14 protein-coding genes and 1 pseudogene are annotated in these 20437 nt (G+C 51.3%); 6 read left to right on the forward strand and 9 right to left on the reverse strand.

Going from position 1 to position 20437, the window contains the following annotated elements:
- Positions 1–97: 97 nt before the first annotated feature.
- Entirely contained in the window at positions 98–448 is a 351-nt protein-coding gene (gene hinT / locus CBP31_RS02240; protein WP_087034679.1) for a purine nucleoside phosphoramidase, read from the reverse strand.
- A 404-nt stretch (positions 449–852) separates the two neighbouring features.
- Positions 853–1604 (reverse strand): IS5 family transposase gene (locus CBP31_RS02245; RefSeq protein WP_407668743.1). Its coding sequence is split into 2 segments (ribosomal slippage): positions 853–1274 and positions 1274–1604, totalling 753 coding nucleotides; the frame shifts between segments, so codons are not numbered across the junction.
- A 273-nt stretch (positions 1605–1877) separates the two neighbouring features.
- Here CBP31_RS02245 and CBP31_RS02250 point away from each other — a divergent pair.
- On the forward strand, positions 1878–2276 hold the full coding sequence (locus CBP31_RS02250; RefSeq protein WP_087034680.1) for a hypothetical protein: 399 nt from the start codon (positions 1878–1880) through the stop codon (positions 2274–2276).
- Between the two features lie 448 nt (positions 2277–2724).
- Here CBP31_RS02250 and CBP31_RS02255 read toward each other — a convergent pair whose 3' ends face one another.
- From CBP31_RS02255 to tamA, 3 genes are all read right to left on the reverse strand, one after another.
- Positions 2725–4542 (reverse strand): PglL family O-oligosaccharyltransferase, encoded by a 1818-nt coding sequence (locus tag CBP31_RS02255; protein ID WP_087034681.1) that lies wholly within the window; start codon positions 4540–4542, stop codon positions 2725–2727.
- Between the two features lie 297 nt (positions 4543–4839).
- A complete protein-coding gene (gene tamB / locus CBP31_RS02260) occupies positions 4840–8598 on the reverse strand; it encodes an autotransporter assembly complex protein TamB (protein ID WP_087034682.1) in 3759 nt (1252 codons plus the stop codon).
- Positions 8595–10310: an autotransporter assembly complex protein TamA gene (tamA, locus tag CBP31_RS02265; protein WP_087034683.1), complete on the reverse strand. Its 1716-nt coding sequence runs from the start codon at positions 10308–10310 to the stop codon at positions 8595–8597. The genes tamB and tamA overlap by 4 nt, the downstream gene beginning before the upstream one ends.
- 184 nt (positions 10311–10494) lie before the next feature.
- Here tamA and mobB point away from each other — a divergent pair.
- A pseudogene (mobB, locus tag CBP31_RS02270) lies at positions 10495–10938 on the forward strand (molybdopterin-guanine dinucleotide biosynthesis protein B); the annotation flags it as partial.
- 40 nt (positions 10939–10978) lie between these two features.
- On the opposite strand, the gene CBP31_RS02275 reads toward mobB, so the two are convergent.
- On the reverse strand, positions 10979–11620 hold the full coding sequence (locus CBP31_RS02275; RefSeq protein ID WP_227875110.1) for a peptide-methionine (S)-S-oxide reductase: 642 nt from the start codon (positions 11618–11620) through the stop codon (positions 10979–10981).
- Between the two features lie 484 nt (positions 11621–12104).
- On the opposite strand from CBP31_RS02275, the gene CBP31_RS02280 reads away from it, so the two are divergent.
- The 4 genes from CBP31_RS02280 (at position 12105) to CBP31_RS02295 (ending at position 18010) form a co-directional block, all read left to right on the forward strand.
- On the forward strand, positions 12105–15266 hold the full coding sequence (locus tag CBP31_RS02280) for a transglycosylase domain-containing protein (protein WP_087034685.1): 3162 nt from the start codon (positions 12105–12107) through the stop codon (positions 15264–15266).
- A 157-nt stretch (positions 15267–15423) separates the two neighbouring features.
- Positions 15424–16500: a nicotinate-nucleotide--dimethylbenzimidazole phosphoribosyltransferase gene (cobT, locus tag CBP31_RS02285; protein WP_087034686.1), complete on the forward strand. Its 1077-nt coding sequence runs from the start codon at positions 15424–15426 to the stop codon at positions 16498–16500.
- Positions 16500–17324 carry an adenosylcobinamide-GDP ribazoletransferase gene (cobS, locus tag CBP31_RS02290; protein ID WP_087034687.1) on the forward strand — a complete coding sequence of 275 codons (825 nt, stop codon included), beginning with the start codon at positions 16500–16502 and terminating at the stop codon, positions 17322–17324. The genes cobT and cobS overlap by 1 nt, the downstream gene beginning before the upstream one ends.
- 119 nt (positions 17325–17443) lie before the next feature.
- A complete protein-coding gene (locus tag CBP31_RS02295) occupies positions 17444–18010 on the forward strand; it encodes a histidine phosphatase family protein (RefSeq protein WP_087034688.1) in 567 nt (188 codons plus the stop codon).
- On the opposite strand, the gene CBP31_RS02300 is transcribed toward CBP31_RS02295, so the two are convergent.
- From CBP31_RS02300 to ccoG, 3 genes are all read right to left on the reverse strand, one after another.
- The gene (locus tag CBP31_RS02300; RefSeq protein ID WP_087034689.1) at positions 17988–18392 is read right to left on the reverse strand and encodes a septal ring lytic transglycosylase RlpA family protein; all 405 of its coding nucleotides are present in this window, start codon (positions 18390–18392) and stop codon (positions 17988–17990) included. The genes CBP31_RS02295 and CBP31_RS02300 overlap by 23 nt on opposite strands.
- A 55-nt stretch (positions 18393–18447) precedes the next feature.
- Entirely contained in the window at positions 18448–18765 is a 318-nt protein-coding gene (locus CBP31_RS02305) for a DUF4144 family protein (protein WP_087034690.1), read from the reverse strand.
- A 138-nt stretch (positions 18766–18903) separates the two neighbouring features.
- Entirely contained in the window at positions 18904–20292 is a 1389-nt protein-coding gene (ccoG, locus tag CBP31_RS02310; protein WP_087034691.1) for a cytochrome c oxidase accessory protein CcoG, read from the reverse strand.
- Positions 20293–20437: the final 145 nt, after the last annotated feature.

Genomic DNA, 20437 nt, shown 5'->3' on the forward strand with positions numbered 1-20437 from the left:
TTGGCTCACTGAGAGAGGTGTTATTTTGGCTAACTTATTTTTACTAGCTCATTTATTTGTTAGCTTACGATTTTTTAAAATAAGTTTTTAGCAAGGGCTACTTCGCCAGCAGCGGTCCCAAACAACGACCACCCAGCAAATGCATATGAATATGGTAGACCTCTTGGCCACTGTCGCGGTTACAATTCATGATTAATCGATAACCGCTTTCATCAATGCCTGCCTCACTGGCCAGCTTACGCGCCACAGTAAATAAGCGGCCTAAGGCCTGCTCATGCTCGGCGGTGACATCGTTCACCGTGGGGATCAACACATTAGGAATAATTAATACATGCGTGGGAGCCTGAGGCGCGATATCAGCAAACGCCGTTACTAAGTCATCTTGATACAAAATCTCAGCGGGTATTTCTTTACGGATAATTTTACTGAAAATGGTTTCTTCTGCCATGAAAATGCTCCTTAGATAAGTGCCAGACCGCGCCCTACTCTAATTAGAATCAGAGCCCTAGCCACAGTCAGACCGGCCATTATAGCCTTGTTACCGGACAAAGAAATGATGTCTCGGCAATTAGGGTCTGTTGACCTTTCGAGATGATTTTTGCAGCAGGTTGTGGAGTCTTTATACAAGGCATCGCTTGTGCCATGGAGTCATTCTCCATCAATAAGCGATAACGCCGTAGAAAGGCGCCACAAATGCTGCCCTTCGGGTTCGGCTAAACGCGTTTTTCTCTTTGTTGAGTGGGAGTTTGCTTAGAACGACTAGGCTACACCCCTCTCGTCGCGATAAAAACGCGTTTAACTCGAACAAAATTTAACCGCGAAAGGTCAACAGACCCTAGGGTGCGTTCTCAATTATGCCAGCCAGATAACGGCTGACACGAGGCTCAACATTGACTGGTAATTTTTTGCCAGTCGTTCGTACCTAGTTGCTATACGACGAAATTGCTTCAACTTTTGGAAGAAACGCTCAACCAAGTTGCGATCTTTATAAACATGACGATCCAACGGCCTTGGCTCCAATCGATTTTTTCTTGAGGGTATAACCGCTTCTGCTCCAACACTTTGAATACTTTCAACAAACGCATCTGAATCATAACCCTTGTCAGCCAAGACCTGGCTAGGCGTAAAACCATCCAACAATGCCTCTGCTTGATCATATTCTGAGGCCTGCCCTAGGGTTAACAGTAAGCGCACGGGGTTGCCTAAAGCGTCAACGGCAGCATGGATTTTAGTCGTTAGTCCACCTCTAGACTTCCCCATGGCTTCTGCATCTTGCTCTTTTTTTTAGCCGCCCCATGTTGATGGACACGAACGATACTACCGTCGATCATGAGTTGCTCAAAATCAGCTTCTTTGGATAACTCCTCCATTATCGTGAGCCAGACGCCTTTGTGAGACCAACGACTATATCGGACGTAAACGCGGTGCCAATGCCCATAAAAATCAGGTAAATCCCGCCAAGGTGCGCCAGTTCGAGCAATCCAAAGTACCGCTTCAACAAATTTGCGATTATCGAGTGCTGTCACGCCTCTATCGCTAGCTTTACCCGGGAGCAGTTCTTCGATGCACTCCCATTGATCATCTCGTAGCAAGTAATGCCTCATAAGTCGTTACCTCACAAGTAGTTACTTCAAATACTATAAAGGTAGCTAATGCAGCCGAAGCGTCAAATGAGAACGCGCCCTAGTCTTTGATTAATAAAACCAAGCTCGGTTAGGCTTTTAAAAGTGTAAAAATGTGCGCTGGGCCTAAAATGCTGCGCATCGCCAACCAAAACCTTGCCTAACGCCAAGGGCTGTCATAATAGTGTGAATATGACTCCCATCCCGGACGCAATTGCGTACACTGATTGCCCGCAATCTTAATAAGGAATCTAGATGAGCACCTTCAAGCAAAAATCTCTCGCCTTGTTGCTCGCAGGCGTGTTGAGCTCGCAATTAGCCGGCTGCGGCACCGTCTTTTATCCCGAGCGTAAAGGCCAGCAAAGCGGCAGTATCGATCCGGTAGTGGCCATCGCCAATGGCGTGGGCTTGTTGTTCTTTATTCTGCCGGGCGTTATCGCCTTTGCCGTCGACTTTAATAATGGTGCCATTTACCTGCCCGGCGGCAAGCGAGCTGAACTGGCGCCCAACGTCACACCTGACAGTCTAAATGAACACTTATATGCCAGCACCGGTCAGCGTGTTAATTGGCAACAAGACGCGGTGCAAGTAGAAACGCTGAGCTCTCTATCCTTAGCCCAGCAGCGGCTACTGCAACTTGATAACCAAGGGTAAACGCACATAGTCTTACCTGATTACGTTTGAACCTCAGCTATAATGCACCCGGTTTCGGTTTGTTCTTTGTAGCTGCCAAATTTATTCGGCAGGCCAGCTCTGCTGGCTGTTACTGAGGTTTGGATTTCAACCAAAACACAAACCGGGCCGAATAAATTGGCCCCTACAAGGTCAAAATACCAAAATGAGCCTCATATTCTTTACCAAAGAGGCGGCGTCTACCTGTAACCTATTGAATTCATAGCTGCTTAAATCTCTGAAACATGGCTGAGCTTTGTGGATAATCAGGTAGTCTTATCACGCCTAGCGGACGGACTATTTAGTCTGATTGCTGGACGCCTTTCATTATCCAGCTACGCTGGCCTGCCGAAGTTCTCTTTACCAAAGAGACGGACAGCTACAAAACATCAATTCAACATTCAACATTCAACATTGACGTACCATGGCTTTAATAAGCGCCGCCTATGGCTGGTCGTAGATGGTCGTATAGCGGAATGGCATCGTTGAGCTCAGCCGCCGTCATGGCCGGTTGAATAACGGCTAAATGATCCCGTGCCCGCTGAATACTGGCCGTGCGTAGCAGCTGCACATTAGGGTATAAACGCCGCGCTTCCCCTAACCACAGCTGGGCTGCATCTTCTTGGCCTGCAGCACCTAGCGCTAAATAGGCATTATAATAAACACCGGCGCGCGGCGTGTGTATGACAAAGCGGCGCGCCCAATCTGCATAGTCTAATAACTCGGTTTTATCTTTGTTTAACAAGGCGTGAGTGAGTTGCCAATGATGGCGATAAAACGCGGTTCTGTCATACCAGATCAGTGGATTAACCACATGTTTAAGCTCGGCCTGAGAATGTTGGTCATTTTGTGCATAGCGGGTCAGCTGTTGGCCCGCCACCAAACCCGTGGCCATAAATAATACCAAACCTATACCCCAGGCGCGGATTGGCCAACGGCTCCAGTTGGGCGGCTGAGGCAGTAAGCGACGCTGACCGTATTGGGCATCAATCACATAGATTAATACCAGCACCATCAGCCAATGGGGCTGAGAATGATAAAATGGAAACTCAGTTTGACTGTGAATAAAAATAGGCGTCAACACGCCCACCCAGGCCAAACTTTGGGCAATGGGCAAGCGATACAATAACTGCAGCACCAAGCCGCTCATCACCACTAAGCCGAGCAACGGTAAAATACCGCCTTCTATGGCCCACAATAAAAACTCATTATGCGGGTGGCCCATCTCAGTAAAGAGTGGTTCAGCGCCCGGCGTGAGTTCGCGCCAAGTGGCATAAGTGCTATAAAAAGCCGACTCAAAACTGCCGTAGCCAAAGCCAAACCAAGGCTTGTCCAACCACATGCGTAACCCATGAGCATAGATATCGAAGCGACCGTCCGCATCAGTATAAATACTGAAGCTGCGTTTACTCATCTCAAAGGCATCCAGCCCATAGATACCCAGCCCCACGCCAATGGGGATCAACAACAGGCTAAGTAATAATCGTTTAGAACGGGTTTTGATCAACATCTGCCATAACAGAGGTAGTAACAACAAGATGCCCAGCAATAAGCCCAACTGACCGGCACGGGATTGTAATAATACGATCAGCACGCCGCCCGCACCCAATACCGCCGCAAACCACACAGATTTAAGCACAAATGCGCGCCAAGGTGATTTGGCTTCATGCAGCCATAAGTACAGGGCTAAGATCATGCCGGTGGCTACGAAACTGGCCATCACATTACGATGCTGAAAAATGCCGTAGGGCGAGCGTACTTCGGTGTTGTAGCCAAAACCATTATCCGGCTGCAACACAAAAAACTGCGCTAAACCCAGTAAGATTTCGACACTCACCGCCGCCAGTAAACAATAAAGTAAATAGCGCCTGCCCCGCTCGCTAAAGCGGCATTGCTGCAAGGCTAAATAAAACAATAAGCCGCCACACAGCGCCAGCATACGCGGTAAAGCATGGCCGGCTACGGTATTGTTATGCAGATAAAAGAAGGGAACCCAAAGCAGGGTACTGGCCGCCAACATGCCTAACCAAAAGCGGCTGGTCAGTAAGCGGCGCCGCTGCCAATGCCACAGCCCAAGCGTGGTCATCACCCCCATGCACAACCAACCCATTTGGTTAAAGGGCAATTGCAGACCGATGCCAAACAGGTGTGGCAGATACAGATGCATCGCAAACAGCGCGTAAAACGCCATGCACACCAGCATAGCGCGGGCGAGCCGTTCCTGTTGCAATAAAGGCGAAGACATCATATTCGGGCGTTTACTCGGCAGTGTGCAAATTCACAGTTTCTTACTTTACCCAAGCTGGCGGCAAAAAGCATGAGCCAAGTGTGCGCCCAAAGCCAGAATCTGCCACATGAGGTGATTCAGCGCCGAGCGCCCGGCGCCAAGCACCCAGTTAGATCTAAAAGCGCTAAACTAAACGCCGTATCGCTAACACCAGCCAGCAAAACAGCTGTTACGGTCACCAGTCCGCCATTACAGCAAAAGACGAGGGCTTGCTATTTAGCTGGGCGCCGGGCGCTTGGTGCTCGGCGCTGTTGTTAACTAAAACTCAAAGCGATAAAACAGATCTATGGCTTGGTTTAAACCGCTGGCCGCTTGCAGGTACAAACGGGGCAACAGTTCATAACGCAGCCTTAGCTCGCCAATCGAGGAAAACACGCCTACGCCATAGCCAATTTGTAAGCCAGGCAACACATAGGCGGTAATGTTCACCTCGGTATCATCGCCACTGCCACCCGTGTCCACCGCCACGTCTTTTAAACCTAACGACTCGCCAATATCACTTACTACCCCGCCCACTTTGCCCACACCGGCACCCAGCAGCATAGATTGCACTAATGCGTTGCCGTCGGTGTCGCCACCGCCATCTAACCCGCGCCCGCGTAGCAAATAAGACAATTGCTCCGCTTGAGGCATACCCGGCTCAGAAAACACCAACAATTCCGGCTGTTGAGCGGTACCCGTAACCCGCACCCCCACCGTGATGCTGCTATCGGACATAGTCGAAGGGTTACGGATGGCCACTACTTTTAGGTTAGGCACATCCAAGGGGCCGCTAAATAAGATACTGCCTTCGCGGATCAATAGATTCTGGCCGTAGGCTTTAAATTTACCGTCAACTAAGCGGATTTCACCGGTCCCGCGCATGGCTCGGTTGGGCCTTTGCACAATATTGAGTTTACCCTCGAGTCGGGTTTTTAGGCCAAAGGCTTCTAAACGCACGTCCTCTAGCAGTTGCACCTGAATACGAATGTCGACAGGTAAGCTGGGTGCCGTTTCTGGGATAATCCCAGAGGGCTGCACTATGATTACATCCGACGACAAGGACACGGCGCTGTCTGGCAACTCTTTCACCTCGATGCGTGCCCAAGGGATCAAGATACGCCCTCTTACCTTGGCAACTTCGCCTAAAGTGATGGTCATATCAGGATTAACCCGCACTCGGCCCATGCCCGGATAACCGGCTTCTAAATCGTGACCTTTGAGGCGAATTTCACCGCTCACCGGCAATTGGCGCCAATCTAGCTCGCCGGAGATATATAAGGGCCCGCCACCTACTTTAAGCTGGCCGTTAATGGTGGCCTCGGTGCCTCTAATATCCAGGCGGGTGGTAAAGTCGCGCACTTTAACCATGTCAGAGTAAGTGTCGATTTCCCCGCCGGTTAAGCTAATGTTGCCAAACAACAAGGGGGCAGCCAGCGTACCTTCAAATCGACCTTGGCCCGCCAGCGTGCCTTGCAGACGCGCCACTTCGGGTAGCAGCGGTGCTAACCAATCGAGCTTTAACTGGGCAATTTTTAAGTTGCCGCTCAACGCCCGCTTGCCATTTAAGTCCGCCACATTAGCTTGTACGCCCATCTCGCCCAACTTAGTGGAGCGAAAATCCAGCGTGCTACGCAGTTGGTTATTGGACATTTCACTGGTGAGTGACAGGGTTTGATACGCAAGGCGGGTGCCGTTACTGACAAACGTGCCGGGCGTGGTGCTGATATTGGCGTTTATTTTTGGCAGCTTGCCATTCCATTGCAACGCCACCGTGCCACCCAGCGTCGCCTCCCATGAAAAGTCATTGGGAAAAAACGGCTTTAAGCGGGCTAAATCTAAGTCGCGGATCTGTAGGCCTGCTTGGCCTTTTTCTGCGCTGGCACGAATGGCATCAAAACACACCGATGCCTTGCCCGAGCGCCAGCAATGCGGCTGCGCATTAAAAGTATCGCCTTGATAAGCCAGCTGCCAATCTTGCTGCAGCGCCCACTTATCGAGTGGGGTATTTAGCTCGCCCTTGGTTAAGCGCCCGCGCCAGCCGTCTTTGCCTAAGCTGCCAGTCAAGTTTAAATCCGCCGCTAATGGCTCGCCCTTAAAGTTAAGGCTCAAACGATGCGCCGCCTCATTCCCCGAACCAATCAGCTGTAGCTTATCAATGCGCATCTCACCGGAGCGAATGCGGTCTATGGTTAAGCGTAGATCGCCCTTCATCTGCTGCCCCGTGGCTTTATCACCTAGGCTGGCATTGGCTTGCAGACGAATATCTTTGGCTTCGTTGTCGTTAAAGCCTGCGGTCTTGCCTGTTAGCTCCGCACTTAGCTCAGGGGATTTAAGTGCGCCGCGCACCTTAATATCACCGGCTAAGTCACCGTATAATCCCGGTGCGTACACGGCTAAATTGGGGGCCGACAGCACACCATCTAACTGCCAGTGGTCGGTGATATCGCCGTTCACGGTGAGCTTATTATCCGCATTGGTCAGCTGTAGTTGTTTAATGCTGCCTTGCAGTGCTTGGTTAAGGCTCACTTGGCCTTTTAATGACAACGGGTAATCTCGCAAAAAGCCATTTATGTTCGGCTCAGCATTCAGAGTCCATTTTTCCCCTTGTAACGCAAAGCGAGTATCCAACTTACCATTAAGCTTGCCGTCCATGCCCTCCACAAAGGCCCCAGGGTCTACGTCGCTGAGCGCCAATATGCCTTGCCAGTTAATGCCGTCGCTCCAACTAATTTTACCATCTACTTGCACTTCACCTTTAGGCAGCATCAGCGTTAATGGCTCAATTTCGGCGCCCTTAAGGTCGCCGTTGGCGCTGAGTTTAATGCCCACTGGCGGTAAGTCTGGGCCGTGGGCTTCACTGCTGAGCGTTAATTTATAAGCTTCTAAACGCCCTTTTAGGCGCAGTTTACCTTGCTCTAATCGCCATTCAGGTTCGTTAAAGGGCCAACCTAATTGTTGCCAGTTTAGCGCCAGATCAAAAGGCAATTGCGGATTAAGCGGCTCGGCGCTTAAGCTTGCTTGCGCCTTAAGCACGCCACCTAACACTAATTTTCCTTTAAGCTTGGCCAGAGTATCGGTCAAGGTGGCGGCTACCGTTTGCCCCGCTAATTGCCCATCCAGTAGCGGCTTTTTCACTGTTGAGGTGAGCGCTAAATCCAACGGATAATCACCGGTTAGGGTGACGTGTCCTCCCAGCTTTACGGTGGCCAACTCATGGTCGAGGCTGGCGGTAATAATCTTTATTTCACTGCCTCGCCCTTCTAGCTCCAGCTGCAGGGCATGCAATGCTTGAATTTCGCCGTTTTGAATCAGCTTGCTGTCCGTTAAGCTAAATTCTTGTAATTTAATAGGAAACGGCAGCACAATTTCTGGCAATACGAATAAGGGCTCAGGGGAAGCCACTTTACCAGCGGCCTTGGCTTGCTTTTGTGCCTGCGCTTGTTTTTCAGACTCAGGTTGCTCGTCCAGGGTATTGCCGGCCTGTTTAGTCGCGTCCTCTGCATCCAGATTAATCACCAAGCCGCTCATATTAGGCCCGGTAATCACCATGCCTTCTTTGTCCCAGTGCACGCCCACTTCGACACTTTGCCACGCTATGGTTTGCCCGGGCAGATTAATGGTAACGCGGTCGGCGCGAACTTTATCCAGATCAATGCGCAGCGGCGGCGTGATCTCAGCCAGCGGCTCTTTGGGATCATCTGGGCTTTCAGGGAAATACTTAATGGTAATTTCTAAGTCTTCAGCCACCAGCTCTTGTAGCCACAAGCGGCGGTCTAATAACTTACCCAACTGCCAGCCAACGTTGATATCTCGCGCCGAGAAGGCCAGGGAGTCTTGCTCATAGCTTAACTCGGTAAAATGCCAGCCTTCACCCAGTTGCCCAGAGGCCAAGGTGCCATCGAGGCCAGCCACTTGTTGTTTGGCTATTCCCCATAACCATTGGTTGCCTACTTGGGTAAATAACAGGCTGAACAACACCATTAACAGCAGACACAGGCCAACGACCACGCCGCTTAACACTCGCGTAAAAGTCATAGCTCAGGCCCCAAGGTAAAGTGAATTCGCATCGGCACTTCCTCTTCGGAGACACCAAAGGCTAGATCGATACGTACCGGTCCTACTGGCGTTTGCCAGCGTACCCCCACACCGGTGCCCACTTTCCAGTCTTCGCGATAGTCGTTGGTGGCGGTACCCGTATCGACGAAGGTGGCCAAGCGCCATTTTTCGGCAATTTTGTAATCGTATTCCAGACTCAGCGCCGTGGCATATTTAGCCCCTAAGCGATCGCCGTTTTCATCCAGCGGGGTAATAGACTCATAGCTAAAACCGCGCACCGTCAAATCACCACCGGTAAAAAAGCGCAGTGATGGTGGCAAATCTTCTATTTCATCCACCCATACCGCGCCCTGCTCGGCGCGAGCAATCAGCCGTTGCCCTTCCGTTACGGTACGCAGCCATTTGGTCCGGCCAAACACCCGCACAAAGCGAGTATCTGAGCCCCACCAAGGTTCGGATAACTCAAGTATCCCAGTTTGCGAATCTCCCCAGTAGGCATCTAGACCGCCTTTAACTCGGGTACGGCTGTAAGACACGCCCGGAATCAGCAAGAAGCTTTCACCTTCTTGCTTACCTTGGGTATAAGACTCAAATTCGGAACGAATAAATACATCTCGCGTCCAGTCATCAGGATCTTTATCGAAGCGGTGCACCGATGCGACCACGCGATCACTCTGGGTGTCATCTTGGTTGAGCATCTGATAGCCGCCTTGCACCGTGTAATAGTGATTGAGCGGGTTGCCACGCGGAATTTTATAGACCACGGTAATGTCTTGTTTGGGTTCTGACACTTTGAGATTGGTTTGTAAGCTGTGACCTAAGCTATTAATCCAAGGTTTATCCCAGCTGCTCGAAAATCGAGGGCCTTCATCGGTAGAAAAGCCAACGCCCACTTCCACTTCGTTATTCGCCTTGGCGCGCAGTGTCACATACAAAGGAATGCGATGCTCTTCATCGGCCTCGGCCACGTTGGGCTGAACTTCTACGCGGCGAAAATAACCGGTGGTCGATAATGAGCGGCTCAAGCCGGAGAGCTTGCTGGCCAAATAGGGATCACCAGGCTTGATGTCGATTAAAGGATCCAAGATGCGAGCTACGGGTCTATCGGAGTCCAGCACCAACTCACCAAAGCGATAACGCGGGCCTGAGTCAAACAATAAGTTAACGTCCGCGGCATGGTCTTCGGGGTGAACCAAGACCTGATGCAGCGAATATTGGGCATCAAAATAGCCACGAGACAACCCTAAGCTTAATAAGCTAGCTTTAGTTTTTTCATAGATATCATGTTGAAATATTTGGTTTTCTTGCAGCGCTAACTGGCTGAGCAGCAGCTCAAATTGCGGATCAGTACTGGCCTCGCCGTTCAGTGCTAGATTAAGGGTGCGGATACGCACCGGCTCACCAGGCTTAACCTGCACTAACACCCGCTCCGGCTTATTTTTATCGGCAGTAATTTCAATGTCAGGTTCGTAATAGCCCAATGCTTGCAGGCTAGTAATAACCGCTTGCTGAATGTCTTTGCGAAAACGCGGCAGCTGCTCCGCTTCTATGGGGGGGAGCTGCTCTAAGTAAATACGGGTGTTATCTTTGAGATCGCCTTTAAGACCTTTTAGGCGAAAGCTAACCTCTTGTGCGTTGGCACTCATGCTCAGCAAGAGCACCGCCAGCAGCCCCCATAAACTTTTATTCATCAACAGCCCTGTTATGTTTGTAATTGGGTAAGTTTAACGCGCTTAATATAACCTGAATCGGCACTTAACCAAGAGCTAGCGCTAATATTCTTGCTCTAGCCTCATTCTGGTCGCAGAGATTCACCCTAAAGTTCGTTACCGTGGCACACTAGTCGACAATTGCAACCATCTCAGGCTTGTTGTTATGACTAGATCTCATTGTTCTTATGCCCTATTGGGTTTCGCGGGTTTTAGCGGCAGCGGTAAAACCACCTTACTGCGACAACTGGTGCATTTACTTAGCCAACGAGGGCTGCGCATCGGGCTGATTAAGCACACTCATCATGATGTAGAGCAAGACCGGCCGGGTAAAGATAGTTTTGAGCTGCGCCATGCAGGCGCTCAGCAATGCTTATTAGCCGGACCTAAGCGTACTATTGTCACCTTTGAGAACCCCATTGCGCAAGAGCCTGACTTATATGAATCTCTTGCTCGGCTGCGCTTAGACCAACTCGACTTGATATTGGTCGAGGGCTTTCGTGACGCGACTATTAACAAAATAGAAGTACACAGACCCGCATGCCAAAGGCCGCTGCTCTGTCAGCAAGACCCGCATATTTTAGCGCTGGCTACCGACGATCTAACACTAAGCTCGCCCGTGCCTTTACTGGACCTAAACGATGCCGTAGCTATTGCTGAGCAGATAATGCTGTGGTGGCAAACGGGACGTTTGCGCGGGCCGGCACTGTCAGTTTTTCACCCGCAGGATAGCCACAGCGGCGCCGATAGTTCGCATACAACCAAGGGTGTTGACGATGGTAATGCTGATGCCGCGCCTGGGCGGGTATAAAGTCGCCTACGGGTAAAATGCGTACCGCCAGCTTACGCTCTAACTTAGATGTGTCTAACTTAGAGCTGCCGAGCGTCGAACCTTCTAGCTTAGAGCCTTCGAGTATCAGAGCCTGCTGAGCACGACTTTGCTGGGCCCAGCGCTGCTGCAGCGGCGTTTGCACATAGAGGGCGGGGCTAAATTCGGCACCCCGATCGCAATATTGCCCTTGGCCATCTTTCGCATCAACGGCCGCCCAATATAAGGTCAACAAGTCACCGTAGCCGATAAGCTTGGCATCGTATTCCACCCGCACCACTTGGCGGCGGGTGTGCTGACGACTGGATTGTATCCAGCCCACATCAAGTTGCTTAATGCCCTCTCGCTCGGCAAACAAGGCTTCCATCACCCAAAAACTGCCGCCGGCAAATATCGCCTGAGCCGCTAACAGCGGGCCACTGATACTGAACATCATCAACGCCATCAGTAAATTTTTTATCACTTACCATCCTTTTTCAAACGGGCCTTGGTTGCTCTACTTACCTGTACTTATAGTGCAGTTCGGCCCCTGTCCGCTTAGCGACTTAGCGACTTAGCGACTTAGCGACTTAGCGACTTAGCGACTTAGCGAAGAGTATGCTAACCGAATGCCCTTAGATGAAAACTCTTTTTAATGTTTCAGGCTCATGTTTGGACACCCAACGCTCGACTTTAGGCGTCATATTGGAGATTACCCTACGCCTTTAAACCCCCAAGCCTCGACACTCGGTAAGCCTTTGATACCGCGCCTTAACACACATTTATTACTCGTTTTCGATATTACACGCATTGTAATGCTTTATTACATGGGCGGTAGTAGACTGCCCCCGATCAAACCTAGGTCAAAAAAATAAAAATAATTCTTCGTTATCAGTACTTAAGCCGAACACACAGCTAAGCTTTTACTATAAGAAGCCCTAATACTTGGTGGCGCTAAGGGGTCATTGATGGGAACAGTACCAAACGTTGAACAAGCCACACTGCACAGCACTGAGCCAGCTCCTACTGTGACTCGGCGACGGTATTGGCGACTATTTTTTTGGCTACTCGTGCTCGCCATCCTCACGACGGCAGGCGGACTGCTGGCTTATGAGATGCGTACCTCTTGGTTGCAGGCCCGCGAGATCCCGCGCTACGCCAACAGCTTAAGCTATTCATTGGAGCCAGGATCCAGTGAAGCGATCAGCTTTCCCAAACATGGTCCTTTCGATCAACGCTTAGGCTACGCTCGCTTGCCGGATTTATTGGCGCGCCTTAAAAACCAACAGTTTATGATTACTCAACAGGTGCAGTTTTCACCCGCGCTGCAACAATATACCAGTCATGGTCTGTTTCCTCCTTACTTAGAGAAAACCCAGACCGGGCTATTTGTAGGCGATTGTCGCCGTGAGCCTATCTATGACTACCTTTATCCACAGCGCCATTACAGGGACTTTGCCAGCATTGCTCCCTTGGTGGTGAACACGCTGTTATTTATTGAAAACCGCGACTTGTTAAGCTCGGACTTTCCGGCCATTAACCCCGCCGTAGATTGGCCGCGTTTTACTAAGGCGGCATTGTCCCAATTAGGCCGTGCGCTCGATCTGCAAGATGACTCGGCCGGCGGCAGTACCTTGGCCACGCAAATAGAAAAATTTCGCCACTCTCCTGGCGGTAGAACCCAATCGGCCAGTGAAAAACTGCGCCAGATGATTTCCGCCAGTGTGCGCGCCTATCAAAATGGCCCCGAGACCTTAGCGGCACGCCAAAATATTGCCCTCGCCTATTTAAACTCGGTGCCATTGGCAGCCGCCCCCGGCCACGGTGAAATTAACGGCATCGGCGATGGTCTTTGGTTATGGTTTGGCGCCGAGCTGGATGAAGTAAACCGCTTATTAGATGCAAACGCAGCGCCCACCGAGCAACTTGCTGAGCAAGGCTTGGCGCTGCGCCAAGTGATAGCATTAATGATTGCCCAACGCCGCCCCTCTTATTACTTACATTCAGGGCGCGAGGATTTACACCAGTTAACCGACAGTTATCTGCGCATACAAGCGCAGGCAGACATGATAAGCCTAGCCTTGCGCGATGCGGCCTTGACTCAACGGCTGGAGTTTCGTAATTTCAGTACGCATCCTGTTACCCAATATGTAGAAAACAGCAAAACCCTATTAGTGACCCGGGGCCGCTTAGCTAACTTACTGGGCATGTCATTTTATGAACTGGACCGCTTAGACTTATCCGCCAGCACCACGCTCAATGCCGAGTTACAGCAAAAAGTGACCGATTACTTACAACAACTGGCGGATCCTGATGTGGCCCGCGCCATCGGTTTATACGGCGAGCGCTTGTTATCACCGGAAAAAACTGCCGATGTGCGCTACAGTTTTACGCTGTTTGAGCGTGGCCAGCAGGGTTTTTATGTGCGAGTGCAAACCGATAACACCTTACAGCCTTTTGATATTAACGAAGGCAGCAAGTTGGAGCTGGGCTCTACCGCTAAGCTCAGGGTGATGGCCACCTATCTAGAGATTATTGCCGAGTTACACCAGCAATATGCAGGCTTTTCACCAGAAAAATTGCGCGAGCTTAAACCCGCGACCCAAGATTATTTGAGCCAGTGGGCGATTCAATACTTATTACGCAACTCAGACCGCGCCTTGCCGCCCATGCTGGATGCAGCCTTAGCGCGGCGCTATTCCGCCAGTACCGGCGAGCGATTCTTTACCGGCGGCGGCTTGCATACCTTTAATAACTTTCGCCGCCAAGATAATAGCCGAAACCCGACCATGATTGAGGCGCTGCGCGAGTCTATTAACCTGCCCTTTATTCGGGTAATGCGCGATATTGTGCGCTACAGCATTTATCAAAATGAAAACCGTGCACAACTGCTGAGTGATGATAAAAACCCTGAACGCCAAGCGTATTTAAGCCGCTTTGCCGACCGCGAAGGTCGAGTATTTTTACTGCGCTTTTGGCGTAAATACCAAAACAAAACTACCGATGAGCAGTTAAATCATTTCTTTGATGGCCTGCGCCCCACCGCCACTCGCTTAGCGGCGGTGCACCGTTATTTATTACCGAACGCCAGCCGAGCTGAATTTGATGCCTTTATCAAACAGCGTTTACCAAGTGCGGCGCTCAATGAAAAAAGGCTGCAGCAACTATACGACAGCTATGGACCCGGTGCTTATAACCTTGCAGATCAAGGCTACATTGCTCGTGTGCACCCGTTAGAGCTGTGGTTATTAAGTTATCTGCAGCAGCACCCAGAGACGCGCTTTAGTGACGCCGCCGATGCCAGTATTGAGCAGCGCCAAGAGGTGTACGCTTGGTTATTTAAAACCCGCCACCGCAGTGCGCGTGACTCTCGTATTCGCACCATGTTGGAGATCGAAGCCTTTAGCGATATTCATCAACGTTGGCAGCAGCTGGGCTTTCCGTTTGATAGTTTAGTGCCCTCACTGGCCACCGCCATTGGTAGCTCTGGCGACAAACCAGTAGCACTGGCAGAGCTAGTGGGTATTATTTTAAACGATGGCATACGCCTGCCGACGGTGCGCATGGATCAACTGCACTTTGCTGCCAATACGCCTTATGAAACTCAGCTGGCACCGCAATTACAGCAAGCGAAACGCGTGATGCATAAAGACGTGGCAGTCGTGTTGAAAAATGCGCTGTCGCAAGTGGTAGAAGGCGGAACCGCGCGCCGCTTGCAAGGCAGCTTTACCTCCAGCGATGGCAACCCGCTCACCTTAGGGGGTAAAACCGGCACCGGTGACAATCGTATTCAAACCGTGAGTCGTTATGGCCAAGTGCTCACCTCTCAGGCCCGTAACCGCACCGCCACTTTTGTGTTTTATTTGGGCGAACACCATTTTGGTACCCTGACCGCCTACGTACCGGGCTCAGAGTCAGATAAATTTACCTTTACCTCGGCGCTACCGGTACAAGTATTAAAAGGCATGGAGCCGCTATTGCGCCCCTACCTTAATGCCGGTAACCACAGCGGTTGTACTGCACCAGAAATTACCGGCTCAGGCGTCATCGACCCCGATCTGTTGGAACTAAAAGCGCTGGTATTTAACACTTCCACTACTGATAATTTAGTCAGTCGCACCAGCCAGTGAGCTCACTCATCCAACCACTATCTTAAAAGAGGCGCTTAGCGCCTCTTTTTTTACCCGCTATAAATTGTTTGCTGCATTTTCCTCAAGCTGCACACATTACCTAGTGAGTATGCTTTTGCTAACATAAGCGACTTTTTGCCGTTAACGGAAGCTTGTTATGCCTGATGTTTCTCCGCCTAAGCCCAGCACTTTGCCTGGGCCTTATTTACCCCTGATCCCCTCATTGGCTAATCCCATCTTGCAGGCAGAACTGACGGAGCGCATTAACGGCAAAACCAAACCGCTCGGCGCTTTGGGCCAGTTAGAGCGGTTAGCGCTGCAACTAGGCATGATCCAAAACAGCAACCAGCCCAACTTAAGCCAGCCACAAATTTGCGTATTTGCCGCCGACCATGGCCTTGCTCGCCATGGTACTTCGGCCTACCCCAGCGCCGTGACCGCACAAATGGTGCACAATATTTTAAGGGGTGGTGCGGCCATTAGCGTGTTTGCGCGCCAGCACGTCATCAACCTGCAAGTAGTGGACGCAGGCGTGGCCACAGATTTGCCCGCTCATCCGCAATTGCTCAATCATAAAATACGCCATGCCAGCCGTGATGCGCTTACCGAGCCCGCCATGAGCGATGATGAATGCATGGCGGCACTGAAAACGGGCATGGCCATCGTCCGTCAACTGCCGGGCAATATTTTAATGGTGGGTGAGATGGGCATCGGCAACACCTCAGCCGCCAGTTTATTGCTCGCACGCTTAGGTAAACTGCCCTTAAGTGCGTGCATTGGTCGTGGCACTGGGCTGGACGACGCAGGTTTAAGCCATAAAGAGCACATTCTCACGCAAGTGCTGGCGCGCCACACAAACGCTTGCTCCCCCTTTGCAGCACTGGCCGCACTGGGTGGATTAGAAATAGCCATGATGACAGGCGCGCTTATTGAAGCGGCGAGCCAAAGACGCATCTTATTGATGGACGGCTTTATTGCCGGCGTCGCCCTACTGGTGGCCGAGCAGCTAGCTCCAGGCGTATGCCAATATGCGGTGTTTGCGCATCAATCGGCCGAGCCTGGTCATCGCCATCTATTGGCACTGTTAGACGCCGAACCGCTGTTACAATTACAACTGCGCTTAGGAGAAGGCAGTGGTGCCGCACTGGCCTACCCGTTATTGCAATCCGCTTGTTTGTTTTTAAGCCAAATGGCCAGCTTTAAAGATGCCGGCATTAGCGAGCAAGCGCAATAATGACAGCACTCACCTTCACTCAGCGCTTAACCCAATTACTGGTACAAGAAGGCCGCTTATTACTGGTGGCCATGCAATTTTTAACTCGCCTACCGGTGCCGGCTTTTAAGCACTATCAAGCTCAATGGTTGCACCAAAGCAGTCGGCATTTTCCCGCCGTGGGGCTCTTAGTAGGTTTGCTGTGTGCCGGCACTTTTTGGCTAAGCTGGCTGTTGTTTACCCCCTTAGTCGCCGCCGTGGCCTGCACGGCGCTGGGCATAAAAATCACCGGAGCCTTTCATGAAGATGGCTTGGCCGATACCTGCGACGGTTTAGGCGGAGGCCTAACCCGTGAGCGAACGCTGACCATAATGAAAGACTCACGACTCGGCGCCTTTGGCACCTTGGGCTTAGTGATGGCGCTCTTGCTTAAAGTCAGCTTGCTGGCCAGCATGAGCTTGCCGATAGCGCTGATTGCCTTGGTGATCGGTCATGGGGCTTCACGTTTATGCTGCATCAGCCTACTGGCACTGCTGCCCTACGGCGGTGAGCTTGAACATGCCAAGGCCAAACCCATGGCGCAACAACTCACTCCCCTGCAAGGATTACTGAGTGCCGGCTGGCTGCTATTAGCATTCGTGATTATCAGTGCGGCTTGGCCTCTCGCCATGGCGCAGATAAGTGTCGGCCACTGGCTACTGGCATTGTTGTTCGCCTTGCTGGCCACCACCTATATGTACCGCTTACTGGCGCGACGCTTAGGCGGCTACACGGGGGATGGCTTAGGCGCGACCCAGCAGCTCAGCGAGCTGGCGATTTATGCGGGTCTAGCTGTAGGGCTGTGAAGCGTGAAGAGAACGATAACACCAAACCCATAACTATTTTTGCCACGGAATACACGGAAAAATAGAGATCAGATCTGAAAAATATTATGAGTAAGAGCTAAAAAAAAGCAGGAGCTGTGATGGAGTTGTATATTTGGCGCCACCCTAAGCCGCTGCAGGCGGCGGGGGTATGTTTGGGGCACACCGATATGGGAGTGGATCAACGCAAATTGCGCCGCTTGGCTAATCACATCCAACGCTTTACCCGCCGTCATGGTCTGCCCAAAGTTATCTGGGTTAGCCCCTTGCAACGCTCTTTGGATGTAGGGCGCATATTAGCCAAGCGGGGGTTTCGCTGTGAGGTAGCGCCAGCACTGGCGGAGCTTAATTTTGGTGACTGGGATGGTAAACCTTGGCAGCACATTGCCAAACAAGACATAGACGCTTGGTGTGACAACTTTAGTGCTTATGCGCCGGGCGGCGGAGAAAATCTACAGCAGTTGTTTGCCAGAGTTGCATCATGGATAACACAGCAAGATAACGCATCACCCAGCACGCACGTGTTGGCGGTGGGTCATGCGGGGTGGATCAATGCCGCCATTCAGCTGGCAAATAAACGGGGCCTCCCCAAAAGTGCTGCAGACTGGCCCCGTCCTGTGGCGTATCGCCAATTAAGTCAGCTGACTATTTCAACAGCTCAACTCTAACCTGTGCCACACCGGCGCGGACCATATTAATCTCACGTGCCGCTTGCTCGGACAAGTCAATAATACGCCCCTTGGCATAAGGGCCGCGGTCGTTGATGCGCACCACTATGGACTTGTGATTATTAAGGTTGGTTACCCGCACTAAGCTGCCAAATGGCAAGGTGCGGTGGGCGGCGGTTAAGGCATTTTTATTAAAACGCTCGCCACTGGCGGTTTTACGACCGTGATGGCGCGTCCCGTAATAAGACGCCTTGCCCTGCTGGGCACTCACCACCACAGGACCACTCACCGGGGACTGCGGTGCGCTACCACAAGCTTGCAGCACTAAGGTCAGCGTCAGTGGCAATAACAGCCAGCCAAGCTTGCGCAAATTAACGTTCATAGGTTTATCTCTCACTCGGCCCACACCTTCGCCGGTTACTTGGCGAGGAGGTAACTTACTGCTGCTCCAGCCACTCCACTAGGGCGAAAGCTTCGGCCAAGGTGCGTATGGCCAGCTTGCCTGTGCAACATACGCCTAAATTGGCAGCATAGCGTTTTAGCTCATGATTAAGCTCGAGCAAGGATACTAACTCGGGTTGACGGTGCCAGTACAGGTCGCCGTCGCTTGCCTGCGACAGAAGATAGACCCAGCCTTCGCTGTCAACTAGCCGACAGCCCGGCCATAACCGCTGGTCTTCAAGCGCATTAAACTCGGCTACACAGGCATAATCAGCACCTTGTTCACTACTCACTAACGCTGGCCAGTGGATCATATTGGCACTCCGCTTAATAATATGGCCGATAAGCAAAATGAGGCCTGACTCTCGATATTCGAGCGTCAGGCCTCTCTTGGTTTCAATACTCAGATGGTTTTAATACTCAAGGCCAGCTTCCATAGTAGGTCAATTCCGCTAGCGGCTTGGGCTGAAAAATTGGCTATTAGTCTGTACTTGCAGCAGGCCATTACCGGCCACAAACGTAATCGCCTGTATGCTATTCTGCAACTGATAAGGATCCGCCGTCAAACTAATAGACAGATTAACGATTTCACCGGCTGGGACCGTCACCTCCTCTGGTCCCGTCCAGCGTAAGGTATCCATTCCAGTTACGCGTACCCGATAATCTTGTGGCTGCTGAGTCCGGTTCGACAGCTTAAGAATATAGGTGTTTTCCACCCAGCCCTGCGTGGTTTCACGATACAGCTGATTGCGATCCCGCTGCACGTCCAGTGCCATGGGCACGCGGCTGGCGGCGGCATACACCAGTACCACCAACATCAGCAGCAACATAATGCCATAGCCGACCAACTTGGGCCGCAACAACCGAGTCTTGCCGCCCTCTAGCTGGCGCTCGCTGGCATAACGGATCAGCCCAGTGGCACTGCCCATCTGACTCATGGTCTGATCACAGGCATCGGCGCAAGCCCCGCAGTTGATGCATTCATACTGCAGACCGTCTCGAATATCGATGCCGGTGGGGCACACTTGTACACACAAATTGCAGTCTATACAGTCGCCGAGTCCCAGTGCTGCGGCATCTGTGTTACGCGCACGTGGACCACGACGCTCTCCGCGCTTGGCATCATAACTCACGCTATAGGTGTCTTTGTCGAACATCGCCGACTGAAAGCGAGAATAAGGGCACATATGAGTACACATTATAGCCCGCATCCAACCCGCGTTGAGATAGGTACAAAGCGCAAAAAACACCACCCAGAAGCTCGACAGCAGGCCGGCAGAAAACTGTACTAAATCGGTGGCCAACGCGGCAGCAGGTACAAAATAGGCGACGAAAGTAAAACCACTCAACAAGGAGATCAGCAGCCAGATCAGGTGTTTGCCGCCAGTGCGCCACAACTTATTCAGGCTCCAAGGCGCCTTGTGTAATTGACGGCGCTTATTGGCACTACCCTCTAATTTCTCTTCTACCCAGATGAACCAAAAGGTCCACACCGTTTGTGGACATAGATAACCGCACCAGACTCGCCCCAAAAAGACGGTAACAAGAAACAGGCCAAAGGCGGACACCATCAGAAATAAAGCCAGTAATGTCAGATCCTGAGGCCAGATTGTAATGCCGAAAAGATGAAAACGTTGTTGTTCTAGATCCAGCAGCAAGGCTTGCTGCCCGTTCCAACGCAACCAGGGCCCCACGAAAAAAATCAGCATCAGTGCCCACCCTATAAACTGGCGTATCTTTTGCCAACGTCCCCGCTGAGCACGCACGTAAACATGGCCCTGATCTATGGGTCTGGGTTCGGTACAGACGCTAACGTCAATTTGGGAAGAATATTTTTCCATAAGGCTCACACTGTTTGTTATGAGAAAAGCCAGCCAATACCGAGCGGCACCAGCTACGGCAACCCACGTAGTAGAGCATGGCTGGCCTGAGCGAAACATAAACAGTTGTGAGTAAATAAACTATAACAGTGCTATTAAATGAGTC

Origin of the sequence: Oceanisphaera profunda (assembly GCF_002157895.1) — a bacterium.
Taxonomy (GTDB): domain Bacteria; phylum Pseudomonadota; class Gammaproteobacteria; order Enterobacterales; family Aeromonadaceae; genus Oceanimonas; species Oceanimonas profunda.

Coding starts and splice junctions, on each gene's coding strand:
- tamA (WP_087034683.1), bottom strand. CDS start 10,310: ATGAATAAAAGTTTATGGGGGCTGCTGGCGGTGCTCTTGCTGAGCATG.
- tamB (WP_087034682.1), bottom strand. CDS start 8,598: ATGACTTTTACGCGAGTGTTAAGCGGCGTGGTCGTTGGCCTGTGTCTG.
- CBP31_RS02255 (WP_087034681.1), bottom strand. CDS start 4,542: ATGATGTCTTCGCCTTTATTGCAACAGGAACGGCTCGCCCGCGCTATG.
- hinT (WP_087034679.1), bottom strand. CDS start 448: ATGGCAGAAGAAACCATTTTCAGTAAAATTATCCGTAAAGAAATACCC.
- CBP31_RS02280 (WP_087034685.1), top strand. CDS start 12,105: ATGGGAACAGTACCAAACGTTGAACAAGCCACACTGCACAGCACTGAG.
- CBP31_RS02305 (WP_087034690.1), bottom strand. CDS start 18,765: ATGATCCACTGGCCAGCGTTAGTGAGTAGTGAACAAGGTGCTGATTAT.
- CBP31_RS02250 (WP_087034680.1), top strand. CDS start 1,878: ATGAGCACCTTCAAGCAAAAATCTCTCGCCTTGTTGCTCGCAGGCGTG.
- ccoG (WP_087034691.1), bottom strand. CDS start 20,292: ATGGAAAAATATTCTTCCCAAATTGACGTTAGCGTCTGTACCGAACCC.
- cobS (WP_087034687.1), top strand. CDS start 16,500: ATGACAGCACTCACCTTCACTCAGCGCTTAACCCAATTACTGGTACAA.
- CBP31_RS02300 (WP_087034689.1), bottom strand. CDS start 18,392: ATGAACGTTAATTTGCGCAAGCTTGGCTGGCTGTTATTGCCACTGACG.
- CBP31_RS02295 (WP_087034688.1), top strand. CDS start 17,444: ATGGAGTTGTATATTTGGCGCCACCCTAAGCCGCTGCAGGCGGCGGGG.
- cobT (WP_087034686.1), top strand. CDS start 15,424: ATGCCTGATGTTTCTCCGCCTAAGCCCAGCACTTTGCCTGGGCCTTAT.